Here is a 14,247-nt window from a genome sequence, read left to right on the forward strand (position 1 = left end):
CAAAAGAAAGTTACCCGCCGCTTTAGTGGCGGAAGCTTTAGGCGTTTGATCTTGATGTTGCTTGAGCGATACGCCGCGAGACCATTACCGCGCGGTCGCGGCTCGCGCCGCTCCTACCCCTGTTGGCACCGCCACAGCAGATTCACCGCGGCGTTTTAGCGACGGAAGCTCTAAGCGTTTGATCTTGATCTTGCTTGAACGAAGCGTGGCGAGACCGCAACAACGCGGTCGCGGCTCGCGCCGCTCCTACCCTTGGTGGCACCGCTGCAGCAGATTCGTCGAGATGAGGCCGTAATCGGTCTGCGACGCGACAACGCTGCCCTCAACCTCCCGCCGGCTCCGGCAGTCCCCAGGCCCGCCAATGCTGCGCGTACTGCGCCTGCGGCAACAGCACGAACACCGGTTGCGCTTCGGGCTTCAACCACGCCAGCAAACGGTCCATCTCGCCGTCGTCCATCGCGGTGCAGCCGGCGGTGGCTTCGCCGGGGGCTTTCCACAGGTGGGCGAAGATGCAACTGCCCGCACCGGCGACGCCGGCGCGGTTGTGTTCGATCACGAAACCCTGGCGATAGCGTTGATCGCCGCCGGCGTGCAGGTCGCGGCGCATCGGTTCGGTGGAGCCGGCGACCGCGGCCTCGCCGACGGTCTTGGCATCGACGATGCGGTTGTACAAGGGCGAGTCGCTGACGTCGATGCAGTAGTCCGACACCGTCATCGCGCTGTAGGGCAGGGCGGTGGCGGCACGGTCGGCGTAGCCGAAGGCGGTGCCGATGTGGAACAGGCCGGCGGGGGCGCGGCCGTCGCCTTCGCGCTTGACCGGGCCGTCTTGCTGCGCCGGATGCAGGCCCAGGCCCCAGGCCGAACCGGCGCGGCCGATCGTTACCTCGGCCGCATCGCCGACCGAGCGCCACTGGCCGTCGACGCGCTCGAAGCGCTGTAGCCGACCCTGGTTGGCGTCCCAGCCGGCCGTAGTCACGACCACCAGTTGCCCGGCCTGACTGGTTTCGCCGCCGTGGCGGTCGCTGCCGGTCGTGGCGCAGCCGGCCAGCATCAGGGCCAGTCCCGCCGCGATGAGACCGGCGCAGCGGCGCAGACCCGAGGCGGGCGTGAACTCGGCCCCGGGCCTGGCTGGAGATTCGCGCCCGGACGAGGGCAGGCGGAAGGACGGGGGCATGGGCATTCCTCGCGGCGCATCGCGCGGCATCAGGTGTCGAGCATGTCCTGGATGCGTTCGGCGTTGCTGTCGAGCTGGCTGAGCCGGCCCTGGCCGCGTTCGCACAGCAGGATGAAGATCAGGTCGAGCAGGTGCTGCAGCGCCGACTGGTACAGCAGCGGCTCGACATGGGCGCGCTCGTCGTGGGCCGAGACCAGCAGGGAGAAATCGGCATGGGCGCGCAGCGGGTTGGGGGTGTGGCGGGTCACCGAGACGACCTTGCCGCCGGCTTCGCCGAAGGTGCGCGCCAGGTGGCACAGCGCGGTCTGCTTGCCGAGCTCGGAGAACACCAGCAGCAGGTCGTTCTGGTTCGCGGTGGCGGTGCTGGCGGTCATCAGCACCGGGTCGAAATGGTGGACGCTGAGGATGCCGATCATCGCCAGCTTCATCGCCAGGGCGCGGGCCGGGATGCCGTCCTCGCCCAGGCCGATGATGAACACCCGGCGCGCGTCCTGGATCAGCTCGGCGATGGCGTCGATGCGCTCGGCCGGGTTGATCAGCCGGGTTTCCTCCTCGGCGCGGGCCTTGCCGTGCCACAGGCGCTCGGCCAGGGCGGCATGCGGGTCGGCGTGGACCGATTCGACCGCGTGGGCGTCGTCGTGGCCGTGGCCGCGCGCGACCGCCTCGCCGATCGAGTACTTCAGGTCCGGATAGCCCTTGAAGCCGAGCTTCTGGCTGAACTTGACCACGCTCGACTGGCTGATGCCGAGCGCGTTGGCCAGCTGCTGCGAGGAATAGTCACGCAGCAGGTGCGCGTTCTCGAGCAGGTAATCGGCGATCCGGCGTTCGATCGCCGACATCTGGTCGCGTTCGGAGCGGATCTTGAGCAAGGGCGACATCGGCGGGTCCAGTCCTGTACGGCTAATCCTGTGGCGAAACCGGAGCCGCGGCTCAGACGTCGAGCGGTTCCAGGCCGCGGATCTCGCGGATGCCCAGACCCGGCGCGTCGGTCACCGTGATCTCCGATTCGTTGAAGATAACTCCCCCGTCGACCGGATTGAACGCGCACAGCGAGGGACCGTCCAGATCCACCTTGGTGATCACATTGGATTTGGCCACCGCCAGGTGGACCGCGGCGGCGACGCTGATGCTGGTCTCGATCATGCAGCCGATCATGCATTCGACCCCGTACATGGCGGCGATATCGGCGATCTGGATGGCCTTGGACAGGCCGCCGGTCTTCATCAGCTTGATGTTGATGATGTCGGCGGCGCGCATCCGGATCAGGTCGATGACCTCGGCCGGGCCGAACACGCTTTCGTCGGCCATGATCGGGGTGTGGACCCGATCCGTGACGTACTTCATACCGTCGAGGTCCTGGGCCTTGACCGGTTGCTCGACCAGTTCCAGGCGCACCCCGGCGTCTTCCAGGGTCTGCAGGGCATACACCGCCTGCTTGGCGGTCCAGCCCTGGTTGGCGTCCAGGCGCAGCAGGGCGCGGCCTTCGACCGCGGCATAGATCGCCTTGACCCGCTCGATGTCGACGCCGATGTCCTTGCCGACCTTGATCTTCAGCGACTCGAAGCCGCGGTCGACCGCGGCGATCGAGTCGGCGACCATCTTCTCGATGTAGTCCACGCTGATGGTGATGTCGGTGGTGATGACCGGGTCGCCGCCGCCGAGCATCTTGTACAGCGGGGCGCCGTAAAGCTGGCCCCACAGGTCGTAGACCGCGATCTCGACCGCGGCCTTGGCGCTGGAATTCTTCTCCAGCGCGCCCTGGATCAGGCCGGTGATGCGGTTGAGGTTGGCGATCTCCTCGCCGATCAGGCGCGGCGAGATGAACTTGCGGATCGCCTCGACGATCGAACCGTGGGTGTCGCCGGTGATCACCGCCGTCGCCGGCGCTTCGCCGTAGCCGATGTGGCCGGTATCGGTGTGGACGGTGACGACGATGTCCTCGACCACGTCGACCGTGCGCAGCGCGGTCTTGAACGGGGTCTTCAGCGGGACCCGCAGCATGCCGAATCGGATGTCGGTGATCTTCATGTGGTCGGTAAGGTCTTGGTTCGTTCGGCGTGTTCGGTGGTTGGGAGGGTGGCGGCGCTCGGCGACGCTACTTCGGATGGGGTCGACGGCGGTGTGAAGTCGGCGACCGCGGCTTGGGAGAGGATCGCTCTCCGGCGTGGATGGCCTCGCTCATGGACGAATACGTTGAATGCTGGTGATCCGGTCCACGGTCGGCTGCTCGCGGTTGAACAGCAGCGGCACCAGCGGCGTCACCGAGACGCCGTTGAGGTGCACGCGCGCCAGTTCGCCGGTGCGGTCGCGGAAGGTGATGCCGGTGGTGTCGTGGATCACGTAGGGCCAGCCGTCCTCGTGGCCGACCACCATCATCACGTGGCCGGGGATGTAGATCAGGTCGCCCACTTCCAGGGTCTTGAGGATCTTCAGGCGGTCCTCGTGGCCGACATCGTCGGCCAGGTCGATGCGGTTGTAGGCCGGGCTGACCGCCTGGTCGCGAGTATTGCGCGGCAGCTGCACGCCGAAGCTGCGGTAGATCTCGGAAACGAAGCCGCTGCAGTCGCGGGTGTTGTAGGAATGCCCCCAGCCGTAGCGTTCGCCGAGGAACTTGAAGCCCTGGCGGACCAAGTTGGCTTGCGTCAGCGGCAAGTAGTCCGCGGCGGTGTCCGCGGTGCGCGGCAGCAGCGCCGGGGAAAACTGCAAACGCCCCGCTCCGTCGCGATACGGCAGCTCGATCACATGCGAGGCGTAATGGTGTTGGCCGTTGACCGGGCGCTCGGCCGGCCAGTCGGCGAGCAGCGGCACGCGCACGCCCATCTCCAACTGCACGTCCGACACGCCGGGCTGTTCGGGCGCATGCACGGTGCGCGCGGTCGCGCCGGTGACGACCAGGTAGGGCGCCTTGCGGGTGTAGGCGAAGATCGGCTTGGCCTCGCCCTCGGCGATGCGGTCTTTCTCGACCCAGGCCGCGTACAGCTCGCTGACCACGAACCAGTACTGGCCGTCGAGGCTCTCGTGCACGATCGCCACCGGCGTGCCCGGGAACAGCGCGCTTTCCTGGTAGCGGTCGATGTCGGTGTCGCCGCGCGCGGTGAACACGCGCAGCCGGGTCGGGAAGGTGCGCAGGTCGGCGCGGCGCACGACCATGCCGTAGCGGGTGTCTTGTAGCGCCGGGATGGCGTCCAGCGCCAGGGCGTCGCCGAGTTGCTGCAAGGTCGGCGCCGGCACTTCCTCGCCGCGCTCGTCGTACAGGGTTTCCTCGCGCGCCTGCGACAGCGCCGCGATCCACTCGCGTACCTGCGCACGTCGCAGTTTTGCCGGCAGATGTTCGATATCGTGCACCGACGGGTCGAGCCGATGCAGGCGCTGGTTCTGCGCGTCGATCGCTTTGCGGTCGAGTATCGTCGTGTCGGGCTGGGTCTGCTGGCGTATCCAGTAGTCCGCGTTCAATTGCCCCTCCTCGATGCCGATCACGCCGGTCGCCGGCGTGCGCGCAGTCTCGCGTGCGAAGGCCGGCACCGCGCCCAAGGGCACGGCTGCCAACAACGCCGCGATCAACAGCGCGGCGCGGCCATGGGAATGCTGCGGGTGGCGAGTGTCGCTACGCATCGCTTCATGCTCCGGGCGCGCTGGGCCGATCCCGCGCGCCGTCACAGGCCCGATGCCGGTCGTCCGGCACCCACCCGGCTTCGACGAACGCGCGACGTCGGGTCGGTCCGCAGAATACATACTTCCTACAAAAAATAGATAGAGAATAATTTATTGACCGGGTCCGCCCTTCATGTTACACAGCCATGAATCGATGGCCCCCGCGTGGGTGACACCAGGTATGGATCCCGTGACTGACCTGCTGTTTATCGCTCCCCGCGCGAGGGCCATCGTCTTCTTCGCTGGGAGTTGGCGGGCGGCCGTGCTGGCCGCGGCGCTGGCCGTGGCCGCGCCGGGCTGGGCCCACGGCGCGGCCACGGACGACGCCGGCGAACGCCTCGCCGCCATCGTGGCCCTGGTCGACACCGGTCATTTCGAAGGCGCCCGGGCCCGCATCGCCGAGGCCCTGGCCCGCCCCGGGGTGACCGCGCCGCAACGCCAAGCGCTGGAGTTCGAGCGCGAGCGCATGCGTCGCATCCGCCTGGACTTCACCCTCGACGAAGCCCAGGCCCAGGCCAAGCTGCGCGAGCAGATCCCCGACCTGCGCGCCGACGAGTTCGCCGCCTGGGACCGCGCCGGCCTGCTCGAATACATCATCATCGACGGCGACAAGCGCTATTTCCAACGTGCGCCGTCGAACCTGTTCCGGCTCAGCGAGCAAGCCCTGGCGCGACGCAAGCCCGGTGCCAAACCGCTGAGCCATGGGCCGATGGAAGTGCTCAACGCCCATCACGCCGAAGTACGCGATGCCGCGCTCAAGAGCGGGCTCGCCCATGCCGCGCCGCGGCGCGTGCGCGTAACCCAGTCGCTGACCGTCGAGGCCGATGCGGTGCCGGCCGGCAAGACCGTGCGCGCCTGGCTGCCGTATCCGCGCGCCTTGCCGCGGCAGCAGGAAGGCATCCGCTATCTCGCCAGCACGCCGGCCGGCCATCGCATCGCCCCGGAGTCGGCCCTGCAGCGCACGGTCTATCTGCAACAGACCGCGAAGGCCGGGCAGCCCACCAAGTTCCAGGTGCAGTACGAACTGACCGTCTATGGCCAGTACCGTGCGATCGATCCCGACAAGGTGGTGCCGGCACCGGTGAACCAAGACACCCGGCCGTATCTGGGCGAACGCGCGCCGCACATGGTCTACACCGACGCGCTGCGCAAGTTCTCGCGCGAAGTGGTCGGCGACGAAACCAATCCTTACCGCATCGCCAAGAAGCTCTACGCCGCGGTCGACCGCATTCCCTGGGCCGGCGCGCGCGAGTACTCGACGATCTCCAACATCAGCGACTACGCCCTGCACGCCGGCCATGCCGACTGCGGCCAGCAGACCCTGCTGCTGATGACCCTGCTGCGCCTCAACGGCATACCGGCGCGCTGGCAGTCGGGCTGGGTCTACGGCGACGACGGCTACACCAACATGCACGACTGGGCCTGGATGTACCTGGCGCCCTACGGCTGGATGCCGGTCGACGTCACGACCGGCCGCTTCGATTCGTCCGATGCGCAGCTTGCCGACTTCTATTTCGGCGGCTTCGATGCCTATCGCATCGCGTACAACGACGACTACGGCCGCGACTTCGTCCCGGCCAAGACGCACGAACGCTCCGAAACCGTGGATTCGCAACGGGGCGAGGTCGAGTGGGAAGGGGGAAATCTCTACTTCGACCAATGGGATTACGACTACGAGACACAAGTGCTGCCCGCCAAGGCTTGAGCAGGCGAAGCGGCGTCCATCATTCTGGGGAGGAAGTGCGGTATGAACGGCAAGACCTTGCGTAAGTCCGGGCTGTGCATGGCGATGGGGATCTGCCTTGCTTCGATGGCGCTGCAGCCGGCGCTGGCGGCCAACACCGACGGCTCGCTCGCCGGCCGGGTGACCGCCGGCGCCGAGGTCACGGTACGCAGCACCGAGACCGGTTTCACCCGCACCGTGAAGGCCGACGAGAACGGCAACTACCGTTTTCCGTTCCTGCCGATCGGCACCTATCAGTTGCAGGCCAGCAAGGACGGCGCCGCGGTCGGCGAGCCGATCGAGGTGGTGGTGAGCCTTGGCAACGAGGCCAACATCAACCTCGGCGACGCGACCAATCTCGGCGCAGTGCAGGTGATCGGCTCGCGGGTGATCTCGCCGGTCGACGTGCGTTCGACCGAATCGGCGACCAATGTCACCCGCGAGGAGCTTTCGCGCCTGCCGGTCGAGCGCGACCCGCTGGCCGTGGCCTTGCTGGCACCAGGCCTGACCAAGGGAGACAACGACCTTGGTGGCATTTCCTTCGGCGGTTCCTCGGTGGCCGAGAATTCGGTGTACATCAATGGTCTGAATGTCACCGACTTCTACAACCGCGTGGGCTTTTCCTCGGTTCCTTTCGGGTTCTACAAAGAATTCCAGGTCAAGACCGGCGGCTATTCGGTCGAGTTCGGTCGTACTACCGGCGGCGTGATCAATGCCGTTACTCGTTCTGGTACCAACGAATTCCAGTACGGGGCGGAGTTCGTATGGGAACCCCGTTCGGGGCAATCCAAGGCCAAGGATCGATATGCCAACGGACGACGCTATCTGACCTACAGCTACGACGACTACGATCGTTCCAGCCTTAACGTCTTCGCCTCCGGCCCGATCGTGCGCGACAAGCTGTTCTTCTTCGCCATGTACGAGGCCCGAGATTACCAACCGAATAATACGGACGACCGCGGCACCACCTTGACCAAGGGCGACGCCGACAACGGTTTCTGGGGCACTAAGCTGGATTGGCAGATCAACGACAAGCATCTGCTCGAATTTCTCGCTTTTTCCGATAAGGACGAGACGGTCAGCAAGATCTACGGCTTCAACGCCGACACTGGCAAACGATCGGCCAACACCGATACGACCTACTCGCACAGCGGCGGTAAGAATTGGGCTCTGACCTACACCGGCTATCTGACCGACGCATTCTCGGCCAAAGCCATGTATGGCAAGAATGAGCGCAATCGCGCCACCAGCAGTCTCACCGACATCAACTGCAACCGAGTCGTGGACAGTCGCGATGTCGATCTCGACATCCGGACCGGATGCACCAATAGTTCCTTGGTCGAAGAAGCCGTTGACGATCGCGAAGCCATGCGGCTCGACTTCGAGTGGTCCTTGGGCAACCACCTGCTGCGCTTTGGCGTAGATCGAGAGAAGAACACTTCCGACTACCAGCGCTCATATCCGGGCGTCGGCGGCTTCCGCTACGACATCGGCCATCTGGAGCCGGGACGTCCGTTGCCGAATCCCGGCGGCGGTGTGGCGCCGCCGAGCGGCGACTATATTCGCGCCCGGCGGCTCGAAGTGGACGGCACCTTCGAAACCATCAACAGCGCCTACTATATTGAGGACAACTGGCAGATTACTCCGGACCTGATGCTCAATGCGGGTCTGCGCGTGGAGGCGTTCGACAATAAGGACAGCGAAGGCCGCAGCTACATCAAGATCGACGACATGCTGGCCCCGCGCCTAGGTTTCTCGTGGGATTTCAACGGCGATGGGCGCACCAAGGTCTTCGGCAATCTCGGGCGATATTTCCTGCCGGTCGCGAACGTCATCAACATCAAACAGGCCGGCGGATTCCTCGACGAGCGCACCTACTACGCTTTTGGCGGTTACGAAGTTCGCAGCGAGGGTGGTCAGGACTATCTCTATCCGATCCTCGGGCCTCAGATCGGTCCAGTCGACAACTCGCAGGGCGACGGAAGCGTCGGCGACTTGCGTGGCGAGGTCGATGCCGACATGGACCCGGTCTATCAGGACGAGTTGATCCTCGGGTTTCAGACCATGTTGGGGGAGAAGTGGTCCTGGGGGCTGCGCGGCATCTATCGCAAGTTGCATAACGCCATCGACGATATGGAGATCACGTCCAATGGGCTCCTGTGCGACGGCGAGCCCGGCGAAGTCGGCTTCGTGATGGCCAACCCTGGCAAGACCTTGAAGGTCTATACCGACACCAATTGCGACGGCGTGAACGATGGTTATGTCGACATCGATACCTCCCGCGCCGGTTGGGCGATGTATGACGACGACGGAAACTACCTTGGCGATCGCGGCTGGGACAAACCCAAGCGTACGTATCGTGCGCTGGAGTTCGTGGTTGATCGAGCCTGGGACGACAAGTGGGAGTTTAATGCGTCATACACGTGGTCGCAGACCAAGGGAAATGCCGAGGGGCCCGTCACATCGGACTTCAACTTCGCCGATGCAGGTCGCACCGAGGCTTTCGACAACCCTTGGGTCAATTACGGCGCCTATGGTTATCTGCCGAATGATCGTCGTCACCAGATCAAGGCGCGTGGCACCTATGCGATCAACGATCACTGGCAGGTTGGCGCGACGTTGAGCGCTCAGTCCGGTCGGCCGATCAGCGCCATGGGTGTAGGAAACCCGTTCGACGGCACCATCTTCCACAGCTTCTTCATCTGTGTAGAAAACTGCGACGCAGCGGTTGCGTCCGAACGCGTCTATCAGCTGTATGGTCGCGGCAGCGCGGGACGTACGCCATGGACTTACGATGTTGGGGCCAGCTTGACCTACCAGCGTGCGTTCGGCAGGGCCAACTTCAAAGCTAAGTTGGCTGTCTATAACTTGTTTAATCAGCAGCGAACGATCGAAGTGGATGAAGAGGGGAGCGGCGATCCCGATGCCACTTTCCTGCGTCCGGTCGGTTTCCAGACGCCACGTTATAGTCAGTTGACGTTGTCCGTAAATTTCTAGTTGAAATTTCCCGGCAGATCTAATGGTGCGATAGATACATTCGCCTAGATTTGAAACCATGAAGCCCCGCAATGATGGGGCTTCCTCTTTCCCGCAGGACCGTCCGATGCGACACAGACCCCGTTCGCCGGTCCTGATTTTTATGCTTGCGCTGCTCGCGACGCCCCTGCCGGGCGCGGCGGCGGATCGCGTCGATGCGCCCGGCGCCGGTGACGCGAACCGGCGAGCGCTCGACCGCATTTTCGACGACGTCATGGGGCGTTACCGCCTGCCCGGGCTCGCGATCGGCGTAGTCGAAGACGGCGTGGTGACGTACGAGCGCACCGCCGGCGAGTTGGTGGCCGGCGAGGGCGCGGCGATCACGCCCGACAGCGTGTTCAAGATCGCCTCGAACACCAAGTCGATGACCACCGCCTTGCTGGCGCGTCTGGTCGATGCCGGCAAGCTGCGCTGGGACGACCCGGTGACCCGGCATCTGCCGGGTTTCCGCATGCACGAGGATTGGGTCACGCGCGAGATGCAGGTGCGCGATCTGTTGATCCACAACAGCGGCCTGCGCGCCGGCGCCGGCGACCTGATGCTGTGGCCGGAGCCGAACACCTTCACCCGTGGCGACATCCTGCACGGCCTGCGCTATCTCAAACCGGTGCACAGCTTCCGCTCGCGCTACGACTACGACAACCTGCTCTACATCGTCGCCGGCGAAGTGGCCGCCGCGGCCGGCGGCGCGCCTTATGAAACCCTGTTGCGGCGCGAAGTGTTCGCGCCCTTGGGCTTGTCGCGCTGCCGGATCGGCGATTGGAGCCGCGATGCGATTGGGGACGTCGCGCAACCGCACGTGCGTCGCGACGGCGGCAACGTCGCGGTGCGCCGCGACGGCGCGCAGATCGCGGCGACCACGATGGACCCGGCCGGCGGCGTGCGCTGCAGTCTGCGCGACATGACCGCCTGGATCGGTGCCTGGCTCGACCCCGGGCGCGCAGGCGTCGACGGCAAACCTTGGTTGTCGCCGCGGCAGCGTGAGGAGCTGTGGCGGCCGCAGATGGCGATGACGGTGTCGAAGCGGCAACGCGAATGGAGCCGGACCCATTTCGCCGCCTATGGCTACGGCTGGCGGCTCAGCGATGCCGACGGCCTGCTCAAGGTCTCGCACACCGGCACGCTGATGGGCATGTACTCGTTGGTGACCTTGCTGCCCGAGCGCCGTAGCGGTTTCGCCGTGTTGATCAACGGCGACGCCGGACAGGCGCGCAGCGTGCTCGACCAGGTCTTGAGCGAGCGCTACACCGCACCGGCGCGGGCCCGCCCGGTCGCCTATTACGCCGATACGCTGGAGCGCGAAGCGCAGGCGCCGGCGGCGAAGCGCGCGCCGGACACCTCGAAGCGCATGGCGATACCCGCTTCGGCGCTGCGCGACCGCCTGGGCGTCTATCGCGACCCTTGGTTCGGCGAGGCCTCGGTCTGCGCACGCGGCGACGGCGTCGAGTTCGCTGCGCGCAAGTCGCCCTTGCTCGCGGGTAAGATCGTCAGCGTCGGCGAGCGCCTGTTGCTCGACTGGACCGCGGACGAGGTCGATGCCGAGGCCTGGCTCGATTTCGCAGCCGCGGCCGACGGCGCCGTCACCCTGACACTGGCGAAGGTCGATCCCGATGCGGATTTCAGCTACGACTACGAAGACCTGGCGTTCGCGCGCGTCGGCGACTGCCCCATGGGCGAGGGCCGCCCTTGAGTTGAGCCTCGTTCTGGCGCTGAGCGCCTGCGCCGCCGCGCCGCCGCTCACGCCGCGGCCGAAGCCGCAGAGCGTCGCCCCGACGCTGTCGTCGGCGACCGATGCCGCCGCCGCGGGCATGGTCGAGATCCGCTCGCTGGTGCCGGACATCTCCCTCGACATCCGTTATGCCGGCGCCGACAACTTCGTCGGCCGCCCGGTGAAGGGATACGAGGCGGCCGGCTGCTATCTGCACGAACCCGTCGCCCAGGCTTTGGCCCGGGTCGAACGCAGCCTGCGCCCGCAGGGCTTGATGCTGCGGATCTACGATTGCTACCGGCCGGTGCGCGCGGTGCAGGACTTCGTCGCTTGGGCCGGCGACCTCGACGATCAGCGCAGCAAGCCGCAGTACTACCCGAACCTCGACAAGCGGGTCTTGCTCGGCGACTACATCTCGCCGACCTCGGGCCACAGCCGCGGCGCCACCGTCGACCTGAGCCTGCTGGAACTGCGCGAAGACCGCTTCGAGCCGATGGACATGGGTACGCCCTTCGACTTTTTCGACGAAACCGCGCACACCGCGTCGCCGAGCGTCAGCGTCCAGCAGCGCTCCAACCGCGAGCTGCTGCGCTCGGCGATGCGCCGCGAGGGGTTCGAGAACTATCCTCTGGAGTGGTGGCACTACACCTACAAGCCGGAGCCGACGCCGCAAACGGCGTTCGATTTTCCGGTGAGGTGAACGCAGGCCGGGACTTCGGCTTTCGGCGTTGCGCTTCGGCCTGGGCGTCCGCATTGCCTGTTTCCCCTCACCCCAACCCCTCTCCCGTAAACGGGAGAGGGGCCAAGAGCGGATGGCTTTGAGTCCCCTTTCCCGTTACGAGAGAGGGCTAAGAGCGGACGGCTGTGAGTCCCCTCTCCCGTTTACGGGAGAGGGTTAGGGTGAGGACGTAGTGCTGCGCGGCCTCAATCGAACCTCAACGCCCCGCGCCTGCGGCATCCGGCAAATACAGCTCGGCAATCCGCAAGGCCAGGCGATAGGGCTCGGGGTCGTTGCGATTGCTCAGCAACACCACGGTCAGGCGCCGCTGCGGGTAACGCACGATGACGTTGCGGAAGCCGATGCTTTCGCCGGAATGCCACAGAGTCTCGCCGGTGATGCGCCAACCGTAGCCATAGGCGACATCCGCCAAGTCGGTGGACGTATGCGGGCTGAAGGCCAGGCGTCGCGATGCGTCGCTGAGCAAGCGGTCGTCGTACAGGGCCGCGTCCCAGCGGGCCAGATCGTCGATCGAGGAATAGATGCCGCCGTCGCCGAGCACCGCGCTAGTAGGGCTCTGGTCGGTGCGGGTCCAGCGGCGCTGCTCGAAGCTGTAGCCGTAGGCGCGGTGCGCGACTTCGGACAGGCCGCGCTCGTAGGCGACGGTGTGGCGCATGCCCAGCGGCAGGAAGATGCGTTCGCGCAGGAAGGCGGCGAAGCTCTTGCCCGAGGCTTTTTCGACCGTCAGCGCGAGCAGGGCGTAGCCGCTGTTGCTGTAGCGATAGTCCTGGCCGGGGATGAAGTAGGTGCGGTTCTGGCCTTCGAGGACGCGCAGCACGTCGCGGTCGTGCATCTGCCGATCGCGGTCGTCGAACTCCGGCGGCATGACGTCCTCGTAGTCGATCAGGCCCGAGGTGTGGCTGAGGATCTGGCGGAGGGTGATGGCATCGGCGGCCTTCGGCAGCGACGGCAGCCAACGTTTGATCGGGTCGTCCAGGCCGAGCTTGCCGTCCTGCGCGAGCAGCAACACCGCGGCGGCGGTGAACTGTTTGCTGATCGAGGCCAGGCGGTAGTTGGTCTGCGGCGTCGCGGCGGCGCCATCCTCGAGCACCGCCCGGCCGTAGCCGCGGCGCACCACGGCCTGACCGTCGCGCAGTACCAGCAAGGCGGCGCCGGGGCCGTCGCCGGCGTAGTCGCGCATCAAGGCGTCGACGCGGTCGGCCGTGGCCGGGTCGGCGTTCGCAGGATCGGTGGTGGAAGAAACCGGCGCGGCGGCGCAGCCGGCGATCAGGGCGGACAGCCCCAGCGTCAGGGTGATCGTTCGCATCGGCCGATAGTGCGGCAGGGTGGGGCGCGGCTGGAAGTGTCTTGGTTATGGTGGGGAGGGGGCGGCAAAGGCGGGCTCCGCCTTCCTTTGGCGGAGCCGAATACCCAGGGCTTTACCGAGGTATGACGCTGAAGTCTCTGGATTCCCGCTTTCGCGGGAATGACGGCTGGCGGTACGTCGCGAAACCGTCCTGCCGTCGTTACCGCGCAGCGGGCTCCGCTTTATTTCGGCGGAGCCGAATACCCACGGCTTCACTGAGGCATGACTCTTAAGTCTCTGGATCTCCGCCTTCGCGGAGATGACGGCTGCAGTAGCACCGCCCGGGATTCGATCCACCACTGGAACACTCCGGGACCGGATTCGGCGCCTGTCAGTGCTTGCTATTAAATAGCGCGCTATGTAAATTGAGCCCCATGAAGAAGCCCGCCGCCTCCGCCAAATCGCCGCAGCCGACCCTGCTGCTCGACGACCAGCTGTGCTTCGCCCTGTATTCCACCAGCCTGGCGCTCAACAAGGTCTATCGTAAGCTGCTCGCCAAGCTCGGCCTGACCTATCCGCAGTACTTGGTGATGATGGTGCTGTGGGAGCGCGACGAGGTGACGGTGTCGGAGATCGGCGAACGCCTGTTCCTCGATTCGGCCACCTTGACCCCGCTGCTGAAGCGGCTCGAAGCCGCCGGCCTGGTCACGCGTACCCGCGCCGCCAGCGACGAGCGCCAGGTCATCATCGAGTTGAGCAAGGCCGGGCGCGCGCTCAAGACCAAGGCCCAGGGCATTCCTCAGGGCGTGTCGTGCGCGGTCGAAGGTTGCTCCTACGAGCAACTGGCGCTGATCAAGCGGCAACTCGAAAGCCTGCGCGAAAGCCTGATCCGAAACGCTTGATCGATGCCGGCGGTCGCTCGCCGGAGGCA

The 14,247-nt window shown here is 65.8% G+C and carries 10 protein-coding genes; 5 read left to right on the forward strand and 5 right to left on the reverse strand.

The annotated features are described in order from the left end of the window. Nucleotides 1-322 precede the first annotated feature (322 nt). The 4 genes from EX88_RS0116090 to EX88_RS0116105 all read right to left on the reverse strand — a co-directional run bounded on the left by EX88_RS0116090 (nucleotide 323) and on the right by EX88_RS0116105 (nucleotide 4,786). On the reverse strand, nucleotides 323-1,051 hold the full coding sequence (locus EX88_RS0116090) for a L,D-transpeptidase family protein (RefSeq protein ID WP_051885186.1): 729 nt from the start codon (nucleotides 1,049-1,051) through the stop codon (nucleotides 323-325). Between the two features lie 152 nt (nucleotides 1,052-1,203). Then, nucleotides 1,204-2,052: a MurR/RpiR family transcriptional regulator gene (locus EX88_RS0116095; protein WP_031373018.1), complete on the reverse strand. Its 849-nt coding sequence runs from the start codon at nucleotides 2,050-2,052 to the stop codon at nucleotides 1,204-1,206. A gap of 52 nt (nucleotides 2,053-2,104) precedes the next feature. Next, the gene (locus EX88_RS0116100) at nucleotides 2,105-3,202 is read right to left on the reverse strand and encodes a dipeptide epimerase (protein WP_031373019.1); all 1,098 of its coding nucleotides are present in this window, start codon (nucleotides 3,200-3,202) and stop codon (nucleotides 2,105-2,107) included. Between the two features lie 150 nt (nucleotides 3,203-3,352). Beyond that, nucleotides 3,353-4,786: an SH3 domain-containing protein gene (locus tag EX88_RS0116105; protein WP_051885187.1), complete on the reverse strand. Its 1,434-nt coding sequence runs from the start codon at nucleotides 4,784-4,786 to the stop codon at nucleotides 3,353-3,355. Nucleotides 4,787-5,015: 229 nt separating this feature from the next. Here EX88_RS0116105 and EX88_RS0116110 point away from each other — a divergent pair, with 229 nt between their 5' ends. The 4 genes from EX88_RS0116110 to EX88_RS0116125 all read left to right on the forward strand — a co-directional run bounded on the left by EX88_RS0116110 (nucleotide 5,016) and on the right by EX88_RS0116125 (nucleotide 11,992). After that, on the forward strand, nucleotides 5,016-6,530 hold the full coding sequence (locus EX88_RS0116110) for a transglutaminase-like domain-containing protein (protein WP_430536916.1): 1,515 nt from the start codon (nucleotides 5,016-5,018) through the stop codon (nucleotides 6,528-6,530). Nucleotides 6,531-6,572: 42 nt separating this feature from the next. Next, the gene (locus tag EX88_RS0116115) at nucleotides 6,573-9,545 is read left to right on the forward strand and encodes a TonB-dependent receptor (protein ID WP_031373022.1); all 2,973 of its coding nucleotides are present in this window, start codon (nucleotides 6,573-6,575) and stop codon (nucleotides 9,543-9,545) included. Between the two features lie 106 nt (nucleotides 9,546-9,651). Then, complete coding sequence (locus tag EX88_RS0116120) at nucleotides 9,652-11,274, forward strand: serine hydrolase (RefSeq protein ID WP_200875858.1); 1,623 nt, start codon at nucleotides 9,652-9,654, stop codon at nucleotides 11,272-11,274. Nucleotide 11,275: 1 nt separating this feature from the next. Beyond that, entirely contained in the window at nucleotides 11,276-11,992 is a 717-nt protein-coding gene (locus tag EX88_RS0116125) for a M15 family metallopeptidase (protein WP_235186324.1), read from the forward strand. Between the two features lie 235 nt (nucleotides 11,993-12,227). Here EX88_RS0116125 and EX88_RS0116130 read toward each other — a convergent pair whose 3' ends face one another. Further along, the gene (locus EX88_RS0116130) at nucleotides 12,228-13,337 is read right to left on the reverse strand and encodes a serine hydrolase domain-containing protein (RefSeq protein WP_031373025.1); all 1,110 of its coding nucleotides are present in this window, start codon (nucleotides 13,335-13,337) and stop codon (nucleotides 12,228-12,230) included. Between the two features lie 413 nt (nucleotides 13,338-13,750). Here EX88_RS0116130 and EX88_RS0116135 point away from each other — a divergent pair, with 413 nt between their 5' ends. Then, nucleotides 13,751-14,218, forward strand: a complete 468-nt coding sequence (locus EX88_RS0116135; protein ID WP_031373026.1) for a MarR family winged helix-turn-helix transcriptional regulator — start codon at nucleotides 13,751-13,753, stop codon at nucleotides 14,216-14,218. The last annotated feature ends 29 nt before the right edge of the window (nucleotides 14,219-14,247 follow it).

This window comes from Lysobacter antibioticus, from assembly GCF_000731095.1.
Lineage (GTDB): Bacteria > Pseudomonadota > Gammaproteobacteria > Xanthomonadales > Xanthomonadaceae > Lysobacter > Lysobacter antibioticus_B.

Bases quoted from the DNA above. Each gene is read 5' to 3' on its own strand.
- EX88_RS0116095 (WP_031373018.1), bottom strand. From the start codon at position 2,052: ATGTCGCCCTTGCTCAAGATCCGCTCCGAACGCGACCAGATGTCGGCG.
- EX88_RS0116090 (WP_051885186.1), bottom strand. From the start codon at position 1,051: ATGCTGGCCGGCTGCGCCACGACCGGCAGCGACCGCCACGGCGGCGAA.
- EX88_RS0116105 (WP_051885187.1), bottom strand. From the start codon at position 4,786: ATGCGTAGCGACACTCGCCACCCGCAGCATTCCCATGGCCGCGCCGCG.
- EX88_RS0116120 (WP_200875858.1), top strand. From the start codon at position 9,652: ATGCGACACAGACCCCGTTCGCCGGTCCTGATTTTTATGCTTGCGCTG.
- EX88_RS0116130 (WP_031373025.1), bottom strand. From the start codon at position 13,337: ATGCGAACGATCACCCTGACGCTGGGGCTGTCCGCCCTGATCGCCGGC.
- EX88_RS0116135 (WP_031373026.1), top strand. From the start codon at position 13,751: ATGAAGAAGCCCGCCGCCTCCGCCAAATCGCCGCAGCCGACCCTGCTG.
- EX88_RS0116100 (WP_031373019.1), bottom strand. From the start codon at position 3,202: ATGAAGATCACCGACATCCGATTCGGCATGCTGCGGGTCCCGCTGAAG.
- EX88_RS0116115 (WP_031373022.1), top strand. From the start codon at position 6,573: ATGAACGGCAAGACCTTGCGTAAGTCCGGGCTGTGCATGGCGATGGGG.